Origin of the sequence: Clostridium sp. HGF2 (assembly GCF_964240115.1) — a bacterium.
GTDB lineage: Bacteria > Bacillota_I > Bacilli_A > Erysipelotrichales > Erysipelotrichaceae > Clostridium_AQ > Clostridium_AQ innocuum.
Genome location: NZ_CAXSSO010000002.1, coordinates 549,022 through 570,663, shown reverse-complemented (window position 1 = coordinate 570,663; position 21,642 = coordinate 549,022). Strand labels below are relative to the sequence as shown.

General features: G+C 46.4%; 21 protein-coding genes. 3 read left to right on the top strand and 18 right to left on the bottom strand.

What is annotated here, in order from left to right:
- Nucleotides 1-362: 362 nt before the first annotated feature.
- Nucleotides 363-1,250 (top strand): ARMT1-like domain-containing protein, encoded by an 888-nt coding sequence (locus ACESPQ_RS06545; RefSeq protein WP_257271132.1) that lies wholly within the window; start codon nt 363-365, stop codon nt 1,248-1,250.
- A gap of 181 nt (nt 1,251-1,431) precedes the next feature.
- On the opposite strand, the gene ACESPQ_RS06540 is transcribed toward ACESPQ_RS06545, so the two are convergent.
- From ACESPQ_RS06540 to nadE, 4 genes are all read right to left on the bottom strand, one after another.
- Nucleotides 1,432-1,752 carry a GNAT family N-acetyltransferase gene (locus tag ACESPQ_RS06540; protein ID WP_233105622.1) on the bottom strand — a complete coding sequence of 107 codons (321 nt, stop codon included), beginning with the start codon at nt 1,750-1,752 and terminating at the stop codon, nt 1,432-1,434.
- The gene (locus ACESPQ_RS06535; RefSeq protein WP_233105621.1) at nt 1,739-1,942 is read right to left on the bottom strand and encodes a hypothetical protein; all 204 of its coding nucleotides are present in this window, start codon (nt 1,940-1,942) and stop codon (nt 1,739-1,741) included. The genes ACESPQ_RS06540 and ACESPQ_RS06535 overlap by 14 nt, the downstream gene beginning before the upstream one ends.
- A gap of 55 nt (nt 1,943-1,997) precedes the next feature.
- Nucleotides 1,998-3,200: an AI-2E family transporter gene (locus ACESPQ_RS06530; RefSeq protein ID WP_002608352.1), complete on the bottom strand. Its 1,203-nt coding sequence runs from the start codon at nt 3,198-3,200 to the stop codon at nt 1,998-2,000.
- Nucleotides 3,201-3,269: 69 nt separating this feature from the next.
- A complete protein-coding gene (nadE, locus tag ACESPQ_RS06525; RefSeq protein ID WP_109770376.1) occupies nt 3,270-4,919 on the bottom strand; it encodes an NAD(+) synthase in 1,650 nt (549 codons plus the stop codon).
- Between the two features lie 122 nt (nt 4,920-5,041).
- Here nadE and ACESPQ_RS06520 point away from each other — a divergent pair, with 122 nt between their 5' ends.
- The gene (locus ACESPQ_RS06520) at nt 5,042-5,773 is read left to right on the top strand and encodes a TrmH family RNA methyltransferase (RefSeq protein ID WP_002608350.1); all 732 of its coding nucleotides are present in this window, start codon (nt 5,042-5,044) and stop codon (nt 5,771-5,773) included.
- A gap of 166 nt (nt 5,774-5,939) precedes the next feature.
- Here the strand turns inward: ACESPQ_RS06520 and ACESPQ_RS06515 are convergent, their stop codons facing one another.
- From ACESPQ_RS06515 to ACESPQ_RS06495, 5 genes are all read right to left on the bottom strand, one after another.
- A complete protein-coding gene (locus tag ACESPQ_RS06515) occupies nt 5,940-6,680 on the bottom strand; it encodes a tyrosine-protein phosphatase (RefSeq protein ID WP_008819029.1) in 741 nt (246 codons plus the stop codon).
- Nucleotides 6,677-7,003, bottom strand: coding sequence for a rhodanese-like domain-containing protein (locus ACESPQ_RS06510; RefSeq protein WP_002608348.1), 327 nt, complete (start codon nt 7,001-7,003; stop codon nt 6,677-6,679). The genes ACESPQ_RS06515 and ACESPQ_RS06510 overlap by 4 nt, the downstream gene beginning before the upstream one ends.
- Before the next feature lie 9 nt (nt 7,004-7,012).
- Entirely contained in the window at nt 7,013-7,357 is a 345-nt protein-coding gene (locus ACESPQ_RS06505) for a hypothetical protein (RefSeq protein WP_002608347.1), read from the bottom strand.
- Nucleotide 7,358: 1 nt separating this feature from the next.
- Complete coding sequence (locus tag ACESPQ_RS06500) at nt 7,359-7,796, bottom strand: peptidylprolyl isomerase (RefSeq protein WP_002608346.1); 438 nt, start codon at nt 7,794-7,796, stop codon at nt 7,359-7,361.
- Between the two features lie 151 nt (nt 7,797-7,947).
- Complete coding sequence (locus ACESPQ_RS06495) at nt 7,948-8,913, bottom strand: retropepsin-like aspartic protease (protein WP_074747584.1); 966 nt, start codon at nt 8,911-8,913, stop codon at nt 7,948-7,950.
- A gap of 278 nt (nt 8,914-9,191) precedes the next feature.
- Here ACESPQ_RS06495 and ACESPQ_RS06490 point away from each other — a divergent pair, with 278 nt between their 5' ends.
- Nucleotides 9,192-10,052, top strand: a complete 861-nt coding sequence (locus tag ACESPQ_RS06490; RefSeq protein ID WP_002608344.1) for a DUF4438 domain-containing protein — start codon at nt 9,192-9,194, stop codon at nt 10,050-10,052.
- Between the two features lie 278 nt (nt 10,053-10,330).
- On the opposite strand, the gene ACESPQ_RS06485 is transcribed toward ACESPQ_RS06490, so the two are convergent.
- The 9 genes from ACESPQ_RS06485 to ACESPQ_RS06445 all read right to left on the bottom strand — a co-directional run bounded on the left by ACESPQ_RS06485 (nt 10,331) and on the right by ACESPQ_RS06445 (nt 21,248).
- On the bottom strand, nt 10,331-11,032 hold the full coding sequence (locus ACESPQ_RS06485; RefSeq protein WP_008819033.1) for a Bax inhibitor-1/YccA family protein: 702 nt from the start codon (nt 11,030-11,032) through the stop codon (nt 10,331-10,333).
- A 76-nt stretch (nt 11,033-11,108) separates the two neighbouring features.
- Nucleotides 11,109-11,861, bottom strand: coding sequence for an N-acetylmuramoyl-L-alanine amidase family protein (locus ACESPQ_RS06480; protein WP_009269451.1), 753 nt, complete (start codon nt 11,859-11,861; stop codon nt 11,109-11,111).
- A gap of 14 nt (nt 11,862-11,875) precedes the next feature.
- Complete coding sequence (locus ACESPQ_RS06475) at nt 11,876-12,703, bottom strand: hypothetical protein (protein ID WP_002608341.1); 828 nt, start codon at nt 12,701-12,703, stop codon at nt 11,876-11,878.
- Nucleotides 12,704-13,153: 450 nt separating this feature from the next.
- Nucleotides 13,154-13,600 (bottom strand): YaiI/YqxD family protein, encoded by a 447-nt coding sequence (locus ACESPQ_RS06470; protein ID WP_002608340.1) that lies wholly within the window; start codon nt 13,598-13,600, stop codon nt 13,154-13,156.
- Nucleotides 13,593-14,792 (bottom strand): threonine ammonia-lyase, encoded by a 1,200-nt coding sequence (gene ilvA, locus ACESPQ_RS06465; protein WP_002608339.1) that lies wholly within the window; start codon nt 14,790-14,792, stop codon nt 13,593-13,595. The genes ACESPQ_RS06470 and ilvA overlap by 8 nt, the downstream gene beginning before the upstream one ends.
- A gap of 307 nt (nt 14,793-15,099) precedes the next feature.
- Complete coding sequence (locus ACESPQ_RS06460) at nt 15,100-16,800, bottom strand: hypothetical protein (RefSeq protein WP_002608338.1); 1,701 nt, start codon at nt 16,798-16,800, stop codon at nt 15,100-15,102.
- A gap of 528 nt (nt 16,801-17,328) precedes the next feature.
- Nucleotides 17,329-19,023, bottom strand: coding sequence for a proline--tRNA ligase (locus ACESPQ_RS06455; protein WP_257334305.1), 1,695 nt, complete (start codon nt 19,021-19,023; stop codon nt 17,329-17,331).
- A gap of 93 nt (nt 19,024-19,116) precedes the next feature.
- Nucleotides 19,117-20,346: a peptidase U32 family protein gene (locus ACESPQ_RS06450; RefSeq protein WP_002608336.1), complete on the bottom strand. Its 1,230-nt coding sequence runs from the start codon at nt 20,344-20,346 to the stop codon at nt 19,117-19,119.
- Nucleotides 20,347-20,354: 8 nt separating this feature from the next.
- Entirely contained in the window at nt 20,355-21,248 is an 894-nt protein-coding gene (locus ACESPQ_RS06445) for a peptidase U32 family protein (protein WP_002608335.1), read from the bottom strand.
- Nucleotides 21,249-21,642 lie beyond the last annotated feature (394 nt).

The window sequence follows — 21,642 nt, the reverse complement described above, 5'->3', positions numbered from 1 at the left end:
ATTTTGTCAAGCCTAAATAAAAAAGACACCTATACTTTTTGTATAAATGTCTCTCATCTATTTTTCTTTAACTTAATGACATTGCACCGAATGGTGTCTTTTTTCATCCCTCCCTTTTTCAGCTGTGTCTGATATATCCGTTTATAGGGTCCTACTTATGTATACAGTCAAATGCTGAACCGGTATGCGCATCCTATGCATACCGGCTGATATCAAATTCACAGCAATCTGCAGGAAGTGCTTCAAATGAACACCTTACTTTCTGATACAGCCTGCAGTTATGATAAACCCTTCACAGGATAAGGAACACAAGGTGTCTTTTTGCGCAGGAGCATGCTATACTTAGAGACAGAGGTGATGTTATGAATATCAGTTCCCGCTGTATTCTATGTCTTTTAAATAAAGAGGAGGCAGGCATACGGGCCTGTTTGGATGAGCATCAGAAAGCAGAGTATCTCAAGGACGTCATGCGGATCATGCTGGAGGCAGACCCCGCAGATACAATGCCTTGGATTTCCGATCAGATTCGTCAGCTACAGCCACCTGTTCCAAGAAGTCTTCCGGATTATGCGAAAATAAAAACGTATTTCAATACCATCCTGCTAGAAATGGAGCCGATGCTGAAAAATGCCATTGAGCAGGAGTTTGATCCTCTTTCCTATGCTCTGCGGCTTGCCCGCTGCGGCAATTACATCGATTTTGGTGCCATGGATCATGTGGATGAGGATATTCTGTACTCCCTGTTGAAGCAGGTAAAAGAGGAAACACTGGATGCTAGTGTCTATCAACGCTTCCTATCACAGGCGGCAAATAGCAGCAGTCTGCTCTATCTTTGTGATAACTGCGGAGAAATCGTACTGGATAAGCTACTCATACTGCAGCTGCAAAAGCACTTTCCGCATTTACAGATCGCGGTCATGGTACGCGGCGGCGAGGTGCTCAATGACGCGACGATGCGTGATGTCCGGCAGATACATCTGGATGAGGTGTGTACATGTACAAGCAGCCAGGTACCGCTTGCCGGCTGCGATTTGCGTCATATTGGTGAAGACGCACGAGCACTACTTGCATCCAGCGATATGATTATCGCCAAGGGACAGGCAAACTTTGAATCCCTGTATGGCTGCGGCCTGCCAATCTATTATCTGCTTTTATGCAAATGCGACTACTTCTGCGAACGGTTCCAGATGCACCATCTAAAGGGTATCTTCGCCTATGAAAAGACACTGGAAATATTCAGTGCAAAGTAAGGCGGCGCATGGAACCCCGCTATCCGCTAAATCAGGATGTATAGAGTCTCATCGTAACAGATGATAAAAGCTTCTTAAACCATTGCGTACAGCAATGCTTTAGAAGCCTCTTTTTCTTATCCGATTCAGGAGATTCCCCATTCACTATCCTATACTGCATTCAGGCACTACCCGCTTACTTCTATTCAAGCATTTCATTAAATGCCTTAGACGCTTTGATACTTTTGCATAACCGCTTCATATATACCACCTGCGGCTGGCGGAAGCGTATCAAAGATTCCCGCATTTTGAAGCCCAGAGCCTCCAGCAGTCTGCAGGAGCGAATGTTCTTCTTTTGCGTTTCTGCTAGGATGCTTTCCAGCGTTCCCTGTTCTGAAAGAAATACAAGAACAGCCTGGATTGCCTCTTTCGCATAGCCCTGTCCCCAAACCTCCGGTGCAAACTGATAGGAAATCTCCTGCTCCATGCCATTATGATAAGGTCCGATTTCAATCAGAATCACTTGTCCTGCGCACTGTAAAGCCCTGATTGTCTATCCCCATCATCATATTGCGGAGCTTTTCCTCTGCACTGGCCTTATCATAAGCACCACCAAGATAGGTACGTACCTCATCATCTGTAAAAAGAATTCGTACATCCGCTAAATCCGATTCCTTTATTTCATATATACTGCATCTATCTGTTTTCAGCATATGATCCTCCCAAAAGAAAAGCGGTGCCTGTTGAACACAGAATCCCCGCTTGCCTTTATTCTTCCAATTGCTCCATACGCTCTTCAATCTCCAGCGCTTCCTTCTTCATTTCTCTGGAAATACTCTCCAGATCAATTTCTTTTTTCTTTAAACGGTAATTTACAAATTCCTTCACCGCCATATAAATCACAGCAAAGCATGGTACACCGATAAACATACCGATGATACCGAACAGTCCGCCCCCTACACAGACGGAGAACAGAATACCGATACTAGGCAGTCCCAGCTTATCCCCCAGAATCAGCGGTCCCAGAATATTGCCGTCAAACTGCTGCAGGGCGAAGACAAAGAGTGCAAAGTATAATGCGGTAATCGGATGTATGATGAAGAGAATTACAATCCCCGGTACAGCACCGATAAACGGTCCGAATACCGGAATCATATTGGTAACACCGACGATCACCGATAACAGCAGTGCATACGGAAACTGAAAAATCAGAGATCCGATATAGCAGAGGATTCCGATGATCAGGGAATCGATCGCCTTTCCCACGATAAAGTTATTGAAGATATCACCGCTTGCCAGTACCATACGATGCAGATACTCGCTGATTTCCTTCGGAAACAGTGCATAGTTGATTTTTTTTGCATAGCCGGACAGACGTTCCTTGTCGATCAGCATATACAGACCAGCCATAATACTCAGCAGGATGTTCAGCAGTGTGCTTCCAAAGGCATAGGTGGCCTTTGCCATCTGCGGTAGTGCATCCGTTACAAAGCCGGTAAGCTTTTCAAAGAAATCGGTATCCGTAATGTAATTGGTGACCTGCTGGGTATCAATGGCATACTTTTCAACAAAATCCAATGCAAATTTCTGGAAATCCTCCACATAGCCCGGAAATGCCTTCACCAGGGAAAAGATGCTGTCAAACAGCTGCGGCAGCAGCAGTGCCAGAAAGGCACATACAATGATGATTCCAAGCAGAACCGCCAGTACGGCGGCAATGCTTCGTTTATGCTGCGGCTTCATGCGGAGCCTTCCAAGCAGCTTTACTTCAATCAGCTCCATCGGTTTATTTAACAGAAATGCTATCGCAAATCCAAGGATAAACGGTGTTGTCAGAGAACAGACGCGTCTGAGTGAGCGAATGATGAAATCAATTTTATCGAAAGCGAAATATATGCTGATTCCTATGGCGATCACAATCACATACAGCCATATTTTCTTTCTCATGTCCTCGGTTAATCTAAATTTCATATAAATCGCCTCCATCCCTATCTATTCTATCATGAAAATTCTGTTTCATTTCTTACAAATTCGAAAGTATTAGTCATTCAGGATCCTCTGCTTCAGCTCTTCAAACACATAGCGGTCCTCACGCATCTGCGCTTCCCTCGTATTGGCCAGTGTTCGTTTATGCACACTTAACAGCGGTGGCAGCTGAAGACGCTTGAAAGCGTTTTTTGCCCTGGTGGTCAGCAGCCACTCCAAATCCTTTAAAAAGGCATCCGGGTCATCGAGATGATAATATTTCATCCAGCGTGCAATGTCCTGCTTCCAGATACTGCCGTCTGCATAGCTCTCCATAAATGAGCGAAGGCTGAGGTCTGTACCCAGATGCTCGATGAGATAATCATGATAGAACCATTTCATCGGATCAAACTGTGCATCCTTCAATTCCGCACTCGGCGGCATTGTCCAATCCATCCCATGCTCATGCACGCACGGCAGCAGATTCAGCGGCACCACCTCTTTGCCGAAGTGCGCATTCAATGCTTTTGACAAATCAAACAGCTGCACCTTGGTCAAATCACCGATGAGCGACAATGCCCCGATGCTGTCCCCGTAGAGGGTACAATAGCCCAGAGCGGTTTCCACCTTATTCCCATTATTCACAACAACACCGCCTAGAATACCTGCAAAGCCGCTTAACAGATAACCGCGGGAGCGTGCCTGTACATTTTCCATTACCAGCGAAGGCATTGCTTCCACCGCGTAGCCGTATTCCTTATGAAACAGCTCAACACTTGCCTGCACGAGTGTTTCCATGTTTCCCTCCTGATATGCAATGCCCAGAGCCTTCGCCTCCGCAGCAGCATTGGAAATGGTCGTCGTACTGTTGTGGCGTGTTGCTATGTTATAGCCGTAAACACGCTTTGGCCCCAGGGCGGCAACCAGTAGTGCAGCCGTCACACTGCTGTCCAACCCACCGCTCATACCGACGATCCAGGGAATTGCACGATTAAATATCTGCGCATCAAAATCCCGGATTCCCAGAAGCAGCGCATCCAGCAGCTGCGGCTGTGTGGATTCCACTTCCCTTGTTTCCGCAAGATCTACAATCTGCATTTCCTCATGAAACCAAGCAGCCTGATAAATGGTTTTCTTCTTCATGCGGACACCGCTGCCTCCGGCCATGACCACAACATCCTTGCCACTGTTCTGCATACCGAGGGCATTGGCATAAATGACATTGCCCTTTAAGCTGTATGTCTGATCAAGCTCGTACATTGCGGCATCCAGATTGATATTGATATCTGTTAACTGAACCTCACGTCCAAAATTCAATGCAAAGACGTGTCCCTTAAATTCAATGGCGCTGTTGATCGGGTTTTCCTCGAAATAGCGCGCATCATCCGTATAGGGCGTATTCCGCTTAACCCGCATATGCGTCTGCTTGCGATACGCAAAAAATGCCGCATTGAATCTTCTGCGATTGCGATAGCGGATATTTCCCCAGACAATGGCAATATCCTCACTTTCCGCAAGCAGTGCTTCATTGAAGCTGTCCACATAGCGGCACCAGTCATCATCCAGCCACTGATCACCGAGCAGATATCCGCTGACGGCATTCTGCGGAAATACGATCATATCCGCCTGTTCCTCTCTGGCCTTCTGAATCATCTGTTTCATATAGGAAACGTTTTCCTCACATTTTCCCTGTTTGACATGCATGGTCACAACGGCAACCTTCATGATATCCCTCCTCATCTTCAACATGAGTATCATACCATGAATCGTACGAGAATTGAAGAATTCCCTTTTAAAGTTGCGGCATCTCCTATATAATATAGAAACAGGAAAAGTGAGGTTGTTGTATGGAACAATATATCGTAGAGGGGAATATCTCTGTAAAAGCCGTTTTACTCGCTCAGAAGCGGGATATCATAAAAATCATGGTCGATGAGAAGAAAAAGGATCGCGATACCGCCTTTATTCTTCGTCAGGCAGCACAGCGCAATATCCCGATCGAACAAAACAGCCGGGAAGCCATTGATGAGCTTGCACAGGGAAAAACGCATGGCGGGCTGCTGGCACTTTGCGGGGAGCGCAGCTTTCAGACACTGCAGGCTGTCGCTGAAAAGGATTCAGTTTTTCTGGCACTGATCGAGGGGGTGGAGGATCCCTTTAATTTCGGCTACATACTGCGTACGCTGTATGCGGCAGGCTGCGACGGCGTCATCATTCCACCGCGGAACTGGACTACTGCTGCAGGAGTTGTTACCAAAGCCAGTGCAGGCGCCAGTGAATATCTGAATCTGATTGTCGCAACGGATATGGAGGCTCTGCTTCATGAAATGAAGCAGGCAGACATACAGCTTATATGTGCACAGCGCAAGGATGCAATCTCCCTGTATGACTATGCCTTTCCTTTAAAGCTGTGTCTGGCAATCGGCGGTGAAATGCGCGGGTTGAGTAAGCATGTGCAAAATCACAGCGACCAGAATCTGTTTATTCCCTATCGTCAGGATTTCCGCAATGCCATGACGGCAGCGGCATCTACGGCAATCTTCGCCTTTGAGCTTGTCCGTCAGAAAACAGCAGACTAACCATCCAAACCATGCAGCTTCGGCTGTATGGTTTTTCTTTTTTATATGCGCCGATACAAAAAAACTGTATCTGCAGGAGAATGTCGCAATGACATTTCAGACCTGCACATACAGTGGTATTTGCGTAGCTGTCAGTAAGCATGAGGTTCCTGCATGCACTGGCTCGTTACGGCTCCTGCAGCAGTGCAGACAGCTCTTCCAGCTCATCCTGACGCATGCCGATGGATTTCAGATAGGAAAAACAGCCTGCTTCATCCAGCATGGTGAGCAGCGGCTGCAGCATGTCCGGTGTGCTGTCAAGCAATGCGCGCACTGCCGGGATCGCCATTACATCCGCCGGAAGCATCCGGTTTACACCCAATGCATTATAGGTGGCGGACACCTGATAATCCGCAAGGATATCCTCATTGCATACACCGCACAGCTTCAGCAGGAGTGCTGCCAGTATGCCGGTGCGATCCTTGCCTGCCGTACAGTGAAACAAGACCGCATGTCCCGCTTTTCTTGTATTTCGTATATGGCGAAGTGCTGCACATACCGCCTCCGGTACTGCTCTCACCATATCCACATAATCCAGCTTCATACTGTCAAGGAACCTCTTTTGAGCCTGCTCATCCAATGAATCCGCAAGTGGCACCTCCTCCTTCATAAAGGGAAGCGATACCCGCGCAATTCCATAGCGTTCGCTGTCATAGGGTGCCTGTATCTGTTCCGTTTTGCTGCGAAGGTCCAGAATCAGCTGAATATCAGCTTCCTGCAGCTTTTTCCAGTCCTCCTGTGTCAGGTTATTCAGCATATCACTGCGATAGCAGCACTGCCATGCCGTTATCGTTTCCCCACAGGGATAGCCGCCGAGATCCCGTACATTGCCGGCTCCCTGCAAACGCATACGGCGTGCTGTCCTCATTTCTGACTCCCTGTTTTTTGTTCATAGGGCCAGTGAACGATACCGCCGATGTTATACAGCTCATCATAACCAAGAGCCCGCAGCTTCTTCAATGCCGTCCTGGAACGCTGCCCGCTGCGGCAGTACAGATAATGCGGCTTCCCTTTCGCCACAACAGCAGCTGCCCTGTCTTCCAGCTCACTCAGGGCAAGGTGATCCGCTCCGGGAATATGACCATCCCGATATTCATCCGTTTCCCGCACGTCGATCAGCTGGATGTCTTTCCCTGCATCCAGCTCCTGCTTTACTTCCTCCATTGTTTTATCAAAAGAAAATCCAAACATAGCCGCCTCCTAATCCACGAACAGATAGCCGCAGAATATATATAGCATATTGATGTAAAAGGACCCCATGCCAAGGTATGCAAACCAGCGGTTCACAATGGCAAGATCCAGATAACCCAGCTGCATAAAGAGCAGCAGCAGAACGATAACGATTGCGACCACCTTGCGAAAAACAGCATTGCTTCGCTTTTTACGATTCAGTGAAACACCGAACATAAACAGAGAAGCAACCATGATGATGATCAGCAGCGTATGTACAAAGCCGCCCTTCAGCCAGGTTTCCACCAGTTTGGTAAGAAAGGCTGAAAGTACGATGATCAGCAGCGGTGTTCCCAGTCGTTTGACATCATCCATTTTATACTTCCTCGATGACCACTTTTTTCATAACATCGCCGTTGCGCATATTGCGTACAGCGCCCAGATTGTCTGTCACCTTGCCGAATACGGTATGTACCCCATCCAGATGCGGCTGCGGACAGTGGCAGATAAAAAACTGACAACAGCCGGTATCCTTACCGCGATGTGCCATAGACAAGCTTCCATCCTCATGCTTATGCGGGTTGTTTGCCGTTTCACAGGGAATCGTATAGCCCAGATCCCCGGCACCGGTTCCATATGGGCAGCCGCCCTGCGATACAAAGTTTTTAATGACACGGTGAAAGGTTTTGCCATCGTAATAGCCCTCCTTCACCAACTTGACGAAATTCTCAACGGTGAGCGGAGCATCCTCCGGATACAGCTCAAAGGGAAGCTCTGCCCCGTTCTCCATTGTTATTGTTCCATGGTATATCATGTTCATTCCTCCTATTTCATTCTATAAATATACTATAATCCGACAAAAAAAACAACCGCCGGGAAGCTGAGGCGGTGGAAAGCATACAAACGGAAGCGTCGGTTCAAACTCCTGCAGTTCCCTGACTTTCAGCCCTCCAAAAGGAAAAGGGTTATGCCAGCAGTACCATATTGGCACTGTTCAGGATGCGTATTCTGCGCTTTCTGAAGATTTCGTTTCCGAATACTCCGTCAAATGCAAAATCATCAAACAGCCTGACCCGCCCTGTCATCGTATCCTTAAGGGTGATTTCAGCCTTATCCAGATAAAGCGTCCATTGCTTGATAATCTTTAAATCCATCCTTTCCAGTCCATGCACGCCAAAGCCCATGGCACTGCCTTCATGTACAACCGTGAGCGCATGCTCCTGAATCGCCTGTTCCCCAATCCAGCTGACACGGGAGCCGCTGTCAAAGCCAAACAGCGAAATCTCCTGATCGGCTCGTTTTACCAGAAAGCAGGGAAAGCTTCCCTTCAGCATATTGGGATAGGGGATCCGAAACCTGTTTTTCAAAACGATGAACTGCTTTGCGACATCATCCAGCTCAAAGTCAAGCTGATGCAAAATATCCCAGCCAAGAATCCCGTCGAAGCCGAACAGATCGATGTTACCGAAGCGCAGGGAAAAATCTGAGGAATCCAGTGCAATCATCGCCATGTTTAAAACCTCCAGTCCCCCCAGCTGGACGGAGTCCGCTACCAGCCCCTGCATATCCCGCCGGGTTCCGCCGATACTTCCAATCTGCAGTTTACCTCCTGTTTTTTTCAGCTTCAGCTGTGCAATTTTTTCACTCTTGATGCCGCTGATCTGTGCTCCTGTATCCACAACAAAAACAGCCCGTACATGATTGATATAGACTGGAATTGTAAACAGTCCGAAGATATTGCGGGAAAGCGGAAGGGAAAATTCACGCTGATAATAGCGCAGCTCCCATGCATGTTCCTTCCCCATCACCTGCTCCTGCGCTTTTAATAATGCACTCGGAAACAGACCAAGGGATACCCGTTTCCTCTGTTCCTCATATTCTGCCGGCTGCACATGAGCGGCAGGATGACTTTGTACCTTACAGCTATGCATGCCATCACCTCCTGTCTTTTGTGTTCGATTATATCATAAGCATATGTGAGAATTGTGGGTTACTTTCCTTATGGTGCGGATTTTTATCAATTTCTCAAGTTTTTCGATTGCAGCTGCCTGTTCAAGCAATTCCGGTACAGCCTGCTGTACACGCATCCTGGCATAAAATGATGGAAGCGTTGGAAAGAATACCCACAGATTACGTTTTCATGTTGAAGAGTTCTTCATGGTATAGTAAAATGGATGCATGGTAAAAACATGGAAAAGGAGTGATTGATATGCAGACAAATAAAGCTTCACTGCCTGTGATGAGTGTTCAGGGAAAGGTGGATCATCCCATCATGAGTGGAAACGGATATCGTGTCGGTTATGACGGATATGGCAGAATCCCGATGGCGACAGGCGGTATTATTTACAACTATAAAATCGGTGATTCCTGCATGGGTATTGCAGGAGATCACATAGAGCCGGGCGTTAGTCTGAAGAATCCTGTAGAAAAAGAAAACAATGCACTGCAGGCCTTTGCCTGTATCGGAAACAGGGCGAAGGTCATCAGCGGCGATGCAAAGGGCAAAGAGGGCTATGTGACCGGAAAGCATGGCGGTATTGATCATGTAATGGTTTATTTCGATGAAGAAACGCTGGAGCTGATGACAACAGAGGATAAGGTGCTGATCAAAGCCTGCGGACAGGGACTTAAACTGATCGATCATGAAGAGATACAGCTGATGAACATCGATCCAGCGCTGTTTGAAGGACTGGGAATCGTAGAGGAGGAGCAGGGAATCAAAATACCGGTTGTGACCTGTGTTCCGGCCTATCTCATGGGAAGCGGTTTGGGAAGTGCGACCACCATGCTGGGGGATTACGACATTATGACGCAGGATGCACAGGCAAATAAGGAATTCGGAATCAATGAGCTGCGCTTTGGTGATCTGGTCATGATTCAGGATCATGATAACCACAACGGTCCGCACTATCGCAGGGGAGCGGTATCTGTCGGTATTGTTGTGCATGCGGATTCCTATACAAGCGGACACGGCCCCGGACTGGCTGTGATTATGAGCAGTCGGTGCGGAAGCATTGAGCCGATTCTGGATCCAAACGCGAATATCGCAAACTATCTGCATATAAAATAACTATACCAGCTGCAGCATATTGGATATGTACTGCGGCTGTTTTCATATGCCGGTATCATCTATGAACCATTCGAATCAAAAGCGGATTGCAGAAAACCGCCATATAGGATACACATATACGCCTACTGTATACACCTGCCTATTCAGAGAAGATTATGATTTCATACGCCGAGTACCCTCATGCCTTATGACATGTTGGCTTTTTTGTATCCTGTACACAAAAAAATGCTTCCATACCGTTCTCATGACGGCGGGAAGCATTCTATTAACCTATACAGCTAGTCTCTGTTTCCTACAAAACGCAGAATATACAGGAAGATATTGATGAAATCCAAATACAGCTCAAAAGCAGAATAGATCGAAAGCTTTTTCAGCATTTCTTCATCCCCTTCATAGCTTGCATACAGTGCCTTCATCTTCTGTGCATCATAGGCAGTCAGTCCGGTAAAAATCAACAGACCGATGGCACTCATCAGCATTGTGCTGGTATCAGCCCCCATGAACATCATAATAACCTCAGTGATGATCAAAGCAAGCAAGCTGCCAAAGAGAATCGGTCCAAAGCGGAGCAGATTCATTTTCGTCGTATATCCGATGACAGCCAGACTTCCGAAATACACAGTCGTCATCAAAAACGCCATAGCCAGTGTACCCGGCAGGTATACAAGAGCAAGCGTTGAGAAGGTGATACCGGTCAGCATAGAGTACGCCAGGAATAAAATCTTGGCACTTGTGGCGGACATCTTCATCAGACGTGCCCCCAGAGCGATGACCACACCGAATTGTGCGGCAATCAGAATCAGTGGCGCAAATCGCATAGTATAAATATAATAAATCAAATCTGTGGAGTATACAGCAAAGGCAGTAGCCGTAGTCACCAGAAGACCCAATGTCATCCATCCAAATGTACGTACAGCATGCTTCTGCAGGCTGGTTGCTGCATATTGCGGCTCAAAATAATCTTCATTGCGTTCAAACATAAATATTCCTCCTTTTCCTATAGTATAAGTCATATTGTATCATTTTTACAGTAAAATAGAAAGATTTTGCGGTATTTTATGATTCTTTATCAAATGCATGCACAATACCATCCGCAATCGCCTTAGCCATTGCCTCCTGATTCTTCTCTGATTTCAGATAGGACAGGTCACCATCATTGGATAAAAAGCCTGCCTCCACTAAAATAGTCGGAATATCGGTATATTCCATCAGAGAAAGCGGGGCGTCCGCCTCATCCTTCAGCCCTCTGCTTTTCATCCCCTTCAGACCCGTGAGCTGTTTATTTACCTGCTTTGCCAGTGCCCTGCTTTTCGCATCACTCTCTCTTACCCAGATTTCCGCACCCCTTGCGGAATCCTGCGCTGTATCCGAAAAATTCATATGAATCGATATAAAATAATCCGCTTTTGATGTGTTGGCAATGCGGGAACGCTCCAGCAAATCCTTTTCATTATCCGACGGCCAGGACACCTTGTCCTGCACTCGTGTATACACAACATCCACATCCTGCTTCTCCAGCAGCTTTCCGATTTTTTTCGTCAGCTGCAGTGTAATGTTTTTTTCCTTTGTGCCATCCGCCGCAACACTGCCGTCATCATAGCCGCCGTGACCGGCATCTAGAACAACCCGTCGCTTTGTGACCTTCTTTTCTTCAGCCTGCTTCTGTGTACGGATAACCAGTGTTTCCGCCTGCTGCTTTTTATCTGCTTTTTCCTGTGCATAGGCATTTCGTATAAAGGGTACGATTACGAAACAGAATACAATGACAGAAAAGAACAAAGCATGTCGCTGTACAAAATTCTTTTGCATGAAATCACCTCATGTTAGTTATATACATCTTTTTTCAGCTCCTGAATCTCCTCATATGCCGGACTTTCCTTATCCAGCCGTGAGGCATAACGCTCCAGAAGCCTGCGTGTACGTTTTTCATCATCATCCAGATATGCCAGAGCATAATGCAACACCACGTCGGTTACATCACTGTGTGTGGCTAACAGCTTTTGAAACATCTGTTCTCCTTTTTTTGATTTTAGTGCGATATATGCCTTTGCCTGTTCATACTGCATCCCGACACGGAAGAAATCGCTCGTTTTGGAAAATACATGCAGAAACTTATCGACAAATGCGATAAGTACACGGTACTGTTCCTTGTCCCTGCGTCCCTGCTCCATCAATATATCCAGCAGAAAGGTAACCACACCAATCATATCCAAGCCATCGTTAACCTGATACATCATAGCTTCCAGGCTGTCAATATGAAATCTTTTCGCAGTTTTAAACAGCAATCGGAACTGTTCCAGCAAATCCGCCGCAACCTGTTCACTGCCCTGTTCCATCAAATCCAGAATCGCATCGGATATAAGACCGTAATGGGTAAAGCCGAAGTCCTCTCTTCTTGCAATCTCCAGCACCGCTTCATCGATGAAGGCTTTGGGGAACGTTGCATGGGTATCGTCAATCTTCTGTGTTTCAAAGATAGCATCCGCGACTGCAAGATCGTTGTAGGTGGCTTCCAGACGCCCCCGAATACCCTCACAGGTAAGCGTACACCCAAGCTCCGTAAGATACGTATTGATTTCTTCACTGCGCATACCTCTGATTTTGTTCACCATGTCCTGCGACGTAACCTTTTGCAGATACAGCTCTTTCATACGATTCACTCCATTTCTCGTTCCTGCAGCTTCCCGGGGTGGTACCGGACTTGATTGTCCGATGCTACTTATCTTTGGAATTTTCAAATCCCGAGTCATAACGATATCATTTTTTTTACAAATTTGCAACCCATGTTCTCTCTGCCATCTTTTGAAAGGCCTTTCTCCGATTGACTGACACAGCTGACAGCTTACCATACCGTTGATGGTGTTCTTTATGAAAAATATTGCTGGTGAAGTGTATGCAGTGCACAGACAGCTTGTGATTTCCTTGATTGTTCAGGCATCCAACACCCTGTCTTGACAGCGACTTATACAAAACAGTGATTCACTACGATTCTAAATGCAAAAACACAGAATCGCTTCCACTGGACTGTGAAATGGTTCTGTGCTTTCTATTATGGTATACCCCATTCAAACAAATGGGGAAAACAGCCGGTATATCCGTTTTTATTTATCCTGCAGACTTTCACACAATGCATACAGACCATCCAGAAACCGTTCATTGTCCTGCTGTGTCCGCTTTTTCGCATGATTTCCATAATTGCCATGCTTACGCTCCACACTGCAGACATGACGCATTGTGAGAAGGCGATTGATATTTTCCGTTGTATAGGGGACTCCATTGCAGGAGATTGGATATCCTTCCTTACTGAGAACCAGTGCAGCCAGACCGTAATCCTGCGTAACAACAATATCTCCCTTTTTTACATGCGACAGCAACAGAAAATCCGTACTGTCTCTTCCTTTATCCGCCATAAGGATAACGACATGCTCATAGGGAAAGACATGGGAGGTATCACATACCAGTGTTACAGGAAAACCGAAATCCTCTCCTGCCTGCAGGGTTTCCTCAATCACCGGACAGCCGTCCGCATCGATATAAATATCAGACATGCTCGACCAGATGCGGGTCATAGCCGTTGTTTTTCAGAATTGCAAGCACATCTGCGATATGCTTGTTATCATTGGTTTCAATAATAACGCCGACTCTGCACTGATTAAACAGCATGGCATTCTGAATACGGTTATGATTTACAGAAATGATATTGGCTCCGGTTCTGGATATCAGCTCAATCATACGGGACAGATTCCCCGGCTTATCCATAACGTTCATATTGATGACTGCCTTGCGTCCGGTCTTCATCAAGCCGAGGTCGATTATTTTAGACAGCAGATTGACATCGATATTTCCTCCGGAAAGAACTGCAACGCATTTGTGATGCTTTAGATCCACCTTACCGAACATCGCCGCCGCAACACTGGTGGCTCCGGCTCCCTCAGCGACCATTTTCATTTTCTCAAGCAGTGTCAGTATGGCGGCCGCAATTTCCTCCTCACTGACGGTTACCACCTCATCCACGTACTTGCTGCACAGCTCATAGGTCAGCTTTCCCGGAGTTTTTACAGCGATTCCATCCGCAATCGTACTTACATTCTGCAGCTTGATAATCTCCTTCTTTTCCAGCGACTGCTTCATGCTCGGTGCATGCTCGGACTGTACGCCTATAATTCGGCAGCTGGGACGCATTGCTTTGATTGCAACGGCAATCCCGCTGATCAAACCGCCCCCGCCAATCGGTACGATTACCGTATCCACATCACTGAGCTTATCCAGAATTTCCAGACCGATCGTTCCCTGTCCGGCAATGACATATTCATCATCGAAGGGCTCCACAAATACTGCGCCTGTGATTTCCTGCAGATTCTTTGCATACTCATAGGCATCATTGAAGGTATCTCCCTGCAGCTCCACCGCAACACCATAGCTTCGCGTTGCTTCGATTTTAGATAGCGGAGCGGTTTTCGGCATAACGATCGTTCCCTTGATTCCCATCTTCATGCAGGAATAAGCGACTCCCTGTGCATGGTTTCCGGCACTTGCGGCTATCACGCCCTTCTCGCGCTCCTTTTGTGTCAGAGAATGCAGCTTATGGTAAGCTCCACGCAGCTTAAAGGCACCGGTTCCCTGCAGATTTTCCGCCTTGATCCACAGATTTTCATGCAGCTTATCCGCATGCACCAGCGGTGTTTTGGAAATAACATCCTTCAATACTTCCTTGGCATCATAAATATTTGAAATATCCATACAATTTCCTCCTGTATCCTTATCTGTATTGTACTATGAATATCACCGTTCGAAAAGAGTGTTTTTCTACAATTTGGATACATTTTATTCACATTGTTTTTATATTGCATACAATCATCTATGTTATGCATACATATTTGTTTCATCGTATATATATCTTAGAATCCTGTATATCGTATCTGTTTCAGTATTCCCCGCCGATCTTCCTTCATACCAATAGCCGCGTCCGTCCGCAGCCATTCTCCTTATAGAAGTATAACCGTAAAAAAACTGCCGTCTCCAGTTGGAGAACAGCAGCTTTACAGACTTAGTCTTTTTCGATGAAGTCCAGCAGCTCCTTGGCCGCGATATTAATACCGTCACGGTTTTCTTTATCAAGTCCCAGGTGGGTGTAAATTTCTCCGACGAAGCAGCCGCTGTCGCGCAGTGCGACAAACATCTGGTCAATCAGAGGCTCACAAACCTCCTGCTGCTGCATCGGTCCAAACGGGTTCGCAAAGTAGGTTGTGGAAATACCGACCTCCTGTGTCGTTCCCTTGGCCATACGTTTTCCCTCCTTGCAGGTTGCCTTCGCATCCTCAAGAGTATCAAAACGATGCAGCCCCAGCTTATCATCATAGTTATTTGCATAGGCAAATAAGTCAATTCTATGATTCATCGCTACGATTTCATATGGTGCAGCCGGTGTGATAACACGGGCATTGTTGCTGGATTCCGGATTCATGAAAATGGAGCGGTCCATATCACGGTACGGGGTTCCCGGATCCAGATCATCCAGACGGATAAAGGCACCGATTTCCGTACCCTGTCCATAAGGAACACCGTCCTCCAGATGAATGGTACCCATATCATCAAAGACAACCTCAATGTCCTTAATGACATCCGCACCGGCAATTTTCAAGGCTTCAATGGATTCGGACTTACCTGCTCCGGAATCCCCCATCAGCATAATACCCTTGCGTTTTCCGCTCTTTAAGGTAATATTGACGAATGCTCCGTGAATCGGCAGCCAGCCCTTCTGCATTTTTCTTACGTTATGCAGTGTCAGTGTCATTTTCTTCAGATAACCGAAGTATTCAATACGTTCATGATAGCTGACACATCCGATCCATACATCATCCTCAGCATCATAATGGAAGGTTGTCTGTTCCTTGTCATCCTGATTACCGAATAAACAAATCAGATCCGGTTTTTTGCGGCACTCATCCTCATTCGCCAGCTCAAACAGATTTGCCAGAGATACGGCAGAGGAAATAAAGTCACGGTGGAAGTAGATAAAAGCAAGCAGGCTTCCGACCTTGCATGGATAACAGAACCATTCATCCGGTGTTCCGGTAAATTCCGTAATCGGATTGGTATCCCGTTCTGTAAACATCCCGGTACGCTTGTTTGACTTCGGATGAAGGATCATCGGTGTCCGCAGCATAACGGACTGAATGAATTCGATATCCTTTAATGCATCGTATTTAGGGCTCAGCTTTGGATTATCAATGTTTTTCACTGCAATCGATGCATTGGTACCAGCCTGCAGCTGACGGTATACACGGTTTTTTCTTCCCATGATCTGTTCCTCGATGTTACGGTACAATCCAAGAATCAGACTGGTAAAGCTGGAATCTGCGCCCACAAAGGTCAGATCCTGCAATGCATTTCCCTGTCCGATCGACATTACGGAGAATCGCTGATGCTTTTTCCAGAAGTTGTACATTTCCTCCACGAACTCCAGCAGCTTCGCTTTATCGTTCAGATATGGAGAATCCACCTCTTCCGCTTTGAATACACGCAGCATGCGGAACAGCTTCAGAATTTCAAAGGTTGCCTCTCTGGTTGTTTTGCCGTTCAATGCGTAGAAGTATAAAGCCTCGTTATCAGCTTTTAAGTAATCCAGGTAGTTATGAACATAATTACTGAACGTGGAAGAATTCAGCAGCTGGTCACCGGAATGTGCGTATCCTGCGCTGTAGTTCAGTATTGCAAGTTCTTTTGTTAAATACAATGTCTCTTTCATAATCTGCTCCTTTCAAATTCAAAAATGAAGTTGGAAAATAAAGTTAAATAACCCTATCGGGTTATATTATACAATAAAAAGAAAAAATAAGAAAGTAGTTTTTGTAATATTTTCATTTTATGAAAACTTTTTCAATTCCAATTTCTGTTTCGCAGCTGTGCTCATCTGTCGGCACAGCATACTGGTAACGATTACATGATATGCGAGAGCCGGGAAAAGTATACCGCAATTTTGTCACACGCTTGTAAAAAGACCGTATTTTTTTTGAAATCCTGAAGCACTTCGGTCTTCCATATATAGAAAGCGATGATGGGGATTCTCATCGTCAAGTGATCCAACCGGCTTTCATCTGTAGCTGTAAGGTACCTTTCCCATGTACCTTACAGCAGTTATTAAAAGCTTCAGCACTTGCATAGGCAGCCTGCTCTTCGCATGCATCACTTCGCGCTCTAAGCTTTAGAAAAAAGTCCGAATCCCCTTCGAACTTTTTCACAGCATATTCAGACTGCCTGAAAGTCTCACGCAGACTTATTTCTGTAATTCCTTCTTGACCATGTCAACAATCTCATGCAGGGAAACATCACTGTTTTCATCAGCTGTTCTGGCACGGAATTCCACATTGCCGTCCTTGATTCCTCTGCCGACGGTGATGCGGTATGGAATACCGATCAGCTCCATATCCTTGAACTTCACTCCCGGACGTTCCTTGCGATCATCCAGCAGAACATCAATGCCTTCTTTTTTCAGTGCCTCATACAGCTCATTTCCAATGCGCATCTGTTCATCATCCTTGCTGGACACAACCACCACAGCGACCTCAAACGGTGCCACGCTTGTTGGCCAGATGATACCGGATGCATCGTTATGCTGTTCCACGATTGCCGCCATGCAGCGCTCCAGACCAAAGCCATAGCATCCCATTTCCACAGGATGCAGCTTATTGTTGACATCCTGATATTCCAGACCGAGTGCCTTTGCATATTTGGTTCCCAGCTTGAAGGTGTTGCCTACCTCAATGCCCTTACAGAACTTCAGCGGTTTTCCGCATTTCGGACAAATATCCCCTTCATGAACCTGTGCAATATCCGCAACGGTTTCCACTGTGAAATCCTTCAGGTTTACATTTTTGATATGATGATCGGTTTTGTTTGCTCCAACGATAAAGTTTTTCATATTTGCCACTTCACGATCCATGATAATCGGACACTCCAGTCCAATCGGACCTGCAAAGCCAACCCTTGCATGGGTAACACGTTCCACCTCATCAAAGGACGCAAGCTCCATTTCATTTGCCTGCAGCAGCTTCAGCACCTTGGTTTCATTCAGCTCCCGATCCCCCTTCAACAGGAAGGCCATCGTTTTCCCATCAATGAAATAAATCAGTGTTTTCACAAAATCATTTACGGATTTCTGGAAGAATGCCGCAACATCCTCAATTGTTTTCGCATCCGGAGTTTCCACGATTTCCATATCCAGCGCCTCTACATCGGATGGCCTGCCGGTATCGATAACCTCGGTGATTTCCAGATTACTGGAGAAGTCACAGCCCTCACAGGTCACCACGACATCCTCCCCGATTTCGGTGATTGCCTGAAATTCCTCAGACAGAGAACCGCCCATAGCTCCGGTATCCGCCTTGACGATCTTATAGTTCAGATTGCAGCGATCCATAATATTCTTATATGCTTGAAACATCTTCATATAGGATTCCTGCAGACCGGCTTCATCAATATCAAAGGAATACGCGTCCTTCATGATGAATTCACGCACACGGATCAGGCCATAGCGCGGTCTTGTCTCATCACGGAATTTTGTCTGAATCTGATACAGGTTATATGGAAAATCCTTATAGGAGCTTCCCTTCATCATCGCTGCCATGGTAAACAGCTCTTCATGGGTCGGTCCCAGCACATAATTTTTCTGATAGCGGTCCTTTAATGCAAACATATTGGAACCAAAAGCCTCACGGCGTCCGCTTTTCTCATAAATTTCTTCCGGTATCATGGCAGGCATGAGCAGCTCCTGTGCACCTGCGGCATCCATTTCTTCACGTACGATTTCCTCAATCTTTTTCAGTACGCGTTTCCCCATAGGCATAATCATATAAATTCCACTGCTGCTCTTTTTGATCATTCCCGCACGCACCAGCAGATTTCCGCTTGTACTGTCTTCATCCTTCACGTTTTCCCGCAATGTATAAAAATACGACTTACTCAGTTTCATAATCTTCTCTCCTTAGTATCCTTTATAAAGCACTGCGATATCCGACACCTTCGTTATGCCGCAATACCGCATACCCACATATCCACACACCGTTCAGTATATACCGGAGCGATTCCTTGTCACAACCTTGCGAATCATGGCGTCCTTTTCCAGACGCAGGGGTACATGGGTTCTGATTTTCTGCATTGGTGTTTTGGCAACGTCCAAGAGATTTCCATCCATATCATAGAGCTCCTGCAGCTCAAAACGTGTGGCGGATATCGTCGGTCCAAAAACCTCCGCAGCGATATGTCCGCGAAAGTTATTGCGCACCTCCAGCGTTGCCATGCCGCTTTCTTCCTCATAATCCAGAACATAGGCGATAAATTCCTGTGTCACACCGGCTCCGTTGACACCGTACAAATGCCCGTGAAAGCTCGGCATACCCTCATAGAAGCCGCACCCGGTGGGTCGGTTTTCCGCCTTTGCCAGTTCATTATAATACCATTCCATCCGTTTGTCACTCAGTCTTCCGCCTTCCGCATAAATTTCATCAATCAGCATGCGGTAGGTTTTGATCAGGGTGGCGATGTAATACGCGCTTTTCATACGTCCTTCGATTTTCAGACTGGCGATACCCGCCGTAATCAAATCCGGAATATATTTGGCAGCCATCAGATCCTTGCTGGACATGGAAAACAGATCCTGTTCATCATGCAGTGCACGATCTCCCTCATACAGACGATATTTCCAACGGCAGCTCTGCGCACACCCACCGCGATTGGCATCACGGCCCGTCATATTGTTGCTGAGTACACAGCGTCCTGAATAGGAGATACACATACCGCCATGGATGAAGACCTCCAAAGGTACCTGCGTATGAGCAGCACTTGCTTTGATTTCCTCCAGCGTAACCTCACGGCCGAGAACGACACGATCCATGCCTTTCTCCTGCCAGTAATTTGCGGCGCTGGAATTGGTGGAGGAATGCTGGGTGCTAACATGAACCTCCAGCTTCGGTGCCCATTTTTTGGCACACATCATGATGCCGGGAGAGGCAGCGATGATCGCCGTTACACCGATTCGCTCCAGCTCCATCAGATATTCCTTTAAGCCGTGTAAATCCTCTTCATGGGGCAGCATGTTCACAGTCACATGCACATGGGCGCCATGCTCCTTCGCAAAAGCAACCCCCTCTGCAATCTCCTTTAATCCGAAATTACTGGCACGGGAGCGCAGGGAAAACTGCTTGCCTCCCAGATATACGGCATCCGCACCGTACAATACCGCGATTTTCAAACGCTCCAGATCACCTGCCGGAGCGAGCAATTCTATCTTCTTCAAGCTCTCACCTACTTTACCTTGCTTGTTTTCGTATAATAGAAGCCATGACTCACATGATCCTCTTTGTATTTCTTTTCATATTCCTGATAGGTCTGACGGCCGTCCCGCACGCCCTTTAACACATCCTGATACAGACGAAGCGCTTCACATACATACTCGATATCATGGAAGATACCGTCAATGCGAAAATGCCGTACACCCGCTTCATACAGCTCCCGTATTTCTTCAAAGGAGACAAGTGTAAATCCGGTAAACACATGGGTTCCAAGCGCATCCTCAACAATCGGCATATGATCATCCCGTGTTTCCTCCATCAGATACAGCTGATGATTGTCCGTTACCGCTTCCTCTTTCCCCAGAAACTCCATATAGGCACTCAGCAGCTTCCGCTTGGAATGCATCATATTCAATCTGCCATGCAGAACGACTTCACATTCCCCCTGTACATCCCGTGCCACTGTGCACATTTCCTGCAGGGTGATTTCCTTGGATATGGTTGCCATGCGGATTCCCTCATCCAGATAATACTGCATATCCATGGCATTGGTAATCAGGGTGTCCGGGTTGTAAATAAGCCGGTCCTTCATATCAAGACGCGCTGCCTCATAAAGAACACCCTCGTCCCCGTAATAGATGCCTTCCACATCCAGCTCCTTCAAAAGCTTCAGAAAGTCACGCAGCCTCTCCAGCTCTTCCTCCACAAAAATGCGGTTGACCAGAACATACATGCTGATTTGACAACGGACACATTCCGCTTTGATATCCGGCAGCTCCTCTATTGGAAAACAGGCAGCTCCTCTCGCCGAGAAAAACGGTACCGCAATCAGTACACTCTGCGCACCTGCCGTCTTTAATTTTTCTATATCACCAAACGCAAATGGTGTTGCGATGAAATCAACCATAACGTCACCTTTCCTTTATGTGTCATGTGCACGAAGGCACCCGCTAACACTGCTTTTTATTATAATATATTCTGTACAGAAAAGGTAGGGAAAACATCTATTTCAAACAAAAAACCGCTTTTCATACCGTTGATGACCATGATGTATCCGCGGTGTACATGGAAGAAAAATGTCCAAGGACATTCCGAAAGACAAAAAGCAAAGATAGATAAATAAAGAAGGATTTTGTATAATAATATGGGTGATATATATTTCCGCTTTTGAAAACAAACATACAGTAATTGCGACGGGATATTGTGACTCTTATTTCCCAGGGTCAAAGTAACATCATAAGGCTCGTTTTGTATGTTTAAAAAAGTAAAGAATAGAAATCATGTATTATCCCAACCCGTAC

What these genes read in the sequence shown, in the direction of transcription:
- ACESPQ_RS06545 (WP_257271132.1), top strand. Translation starts at nt 363, where the DNA reads ATGAATATCAGTTCCCGCTGTATTCTATGTCTTTTAAATAAAGAGGAG.
- ACESPQ_RS06535 (WP_233105621.1), bottom strand. Translation starts at nt 1,942, where the DNA reads ATGCTGAAAACAGATAGATGCAGTATATATGAAATAAAGGAATCGGAT.
- ACESPQ_RS06530 (WP_002608352.1), bottom strand. Translation starts at nt 3,200, where the DNA reads ATGAAATTTAGATTAACCGAGGACATGAGAAAGAAAATATGGCTGTAT.
- nadE (WP_109770376.1), bottom strand. Translation starts at nt 4,919, where the DNA reads ATGAAGGTTGCCGTTGTGACCATGCATGTCAAACAGGGAAAATGTGAG.
- ACESPQ_RS06520 (WP_002608350.1), top strand. Translation starts at nt 5,042, where the DNA reads ATGGAACAATATATCGTAGAGGGGAATATCTCTGTAAAAGCCGTTTTA.
- ACESPQ_RS06515 (WP_008819029.1), bottom strand. Translation starts at nt 6,680, where the DNA reads ATGAGGACAGCACGCCGTATGCGTTTGCAGGGAGCCGGCAATGTACGG.
- ACESPQ_RS06510 (WP_002608348.1), bottom strand. Translation starts at nt 7,003, where the DNA reads ATGTTTGGATTTTCTTTTGATAAAACAATGGAGGAAGTAAAGCAGGAG.
- ACESPQ_RS06505 (WP_002608347.1), bottom strand. Translation starts at nt 7,357, where the DNA reads ATGGATGATGTCAAACGACTGGGAACACCGCTGCTGATCATCGTACTT.
- ACESPQ_RS06500 (WP_002608346.1), bottom strand. Translation starts at nt 7,796, where the DNA reads ATGATATACCATGGAACAATAACAATGGAGAACGGGGCAGAGCTTCCC.
- ACESPQ_RS06495 (WP_074747584.1), bottom strand. Translation starts at nt 8,913, where the DNA reads ATGCATAGCTGTAAGGTACAAAGTCATCCTGCCGCTCATGTGCAGCCG.
- ACESPQ_RS06490 (WP_002608344.1), top strand. Translation starts at nt 9,192, where the DNA reads ATGCAGACAAATAAAGCTTCACTGCCTGTGATGAGTGTTCAGGGAAAG.
- ACESPQ_RS06485 (WP_008819033.1), bottom strand. Translation starts at nt 11,032, where the DNA reads ATGTTTGAACGCAATGAAGATTATTTTGAGCCGCAATATGCAGCAACC.
- ACESPQ_RS06480 (WP_009269451.1), bottom strand. Translation starts at nt 11,861, where the DNA reads ATGCAAAAGAATTTTGTACAGCGACATGCTTTGTTCTTTTCTGTCATT.
- ACESPQ_RS06475 (WP_002608341.1), bottom strand. Translation starts at nt 12,703, where the DNA reads ATGAAAGAGCTGTATCTGCAAAAGGTTACGTCGCAGGACATGGTGAAC.
- ACESPQ_RS06470 (WP_002608340.1), bottom strand. Translation starts at nt 13,600, where the DNA reads ATGTCTGATATTTATATCGATGCGGACGGCTGTCCGGTGATTGAGGAA.
- ilvA (WP_002608339.1), bottom strand. Translation starts at nt 14,792, where the DNA reads ATGGATATTTCAAATATTTATGATGCCAAGGAAGTATTGAAGGATGTT.
- ACESPQ_RS06460 (WP_002608338.1), bottom strand. Translation starts at nt 16,800, where the DNA reads ATGAAAGAGACATTGTATTTAACAAAAGAACTTGCAATACTGAACTAC.
- ACESPQ_RS06455 (WP_257334305.1), bottom strand. Translation starts at nt 19,023, where the DNA reads ATGAAACTGAGTAAGTCGTATTTTTATACATTGCGGGAAAACGTGAAG.
- ACESPQ_RS06445 (WP_002608335.1), bottom strand. Translation starts at nt 21,248, where the DNA reads ATGGTTGATTTCATCGCAACACCATTTGCGTTTGGTGATATAGAAAAA.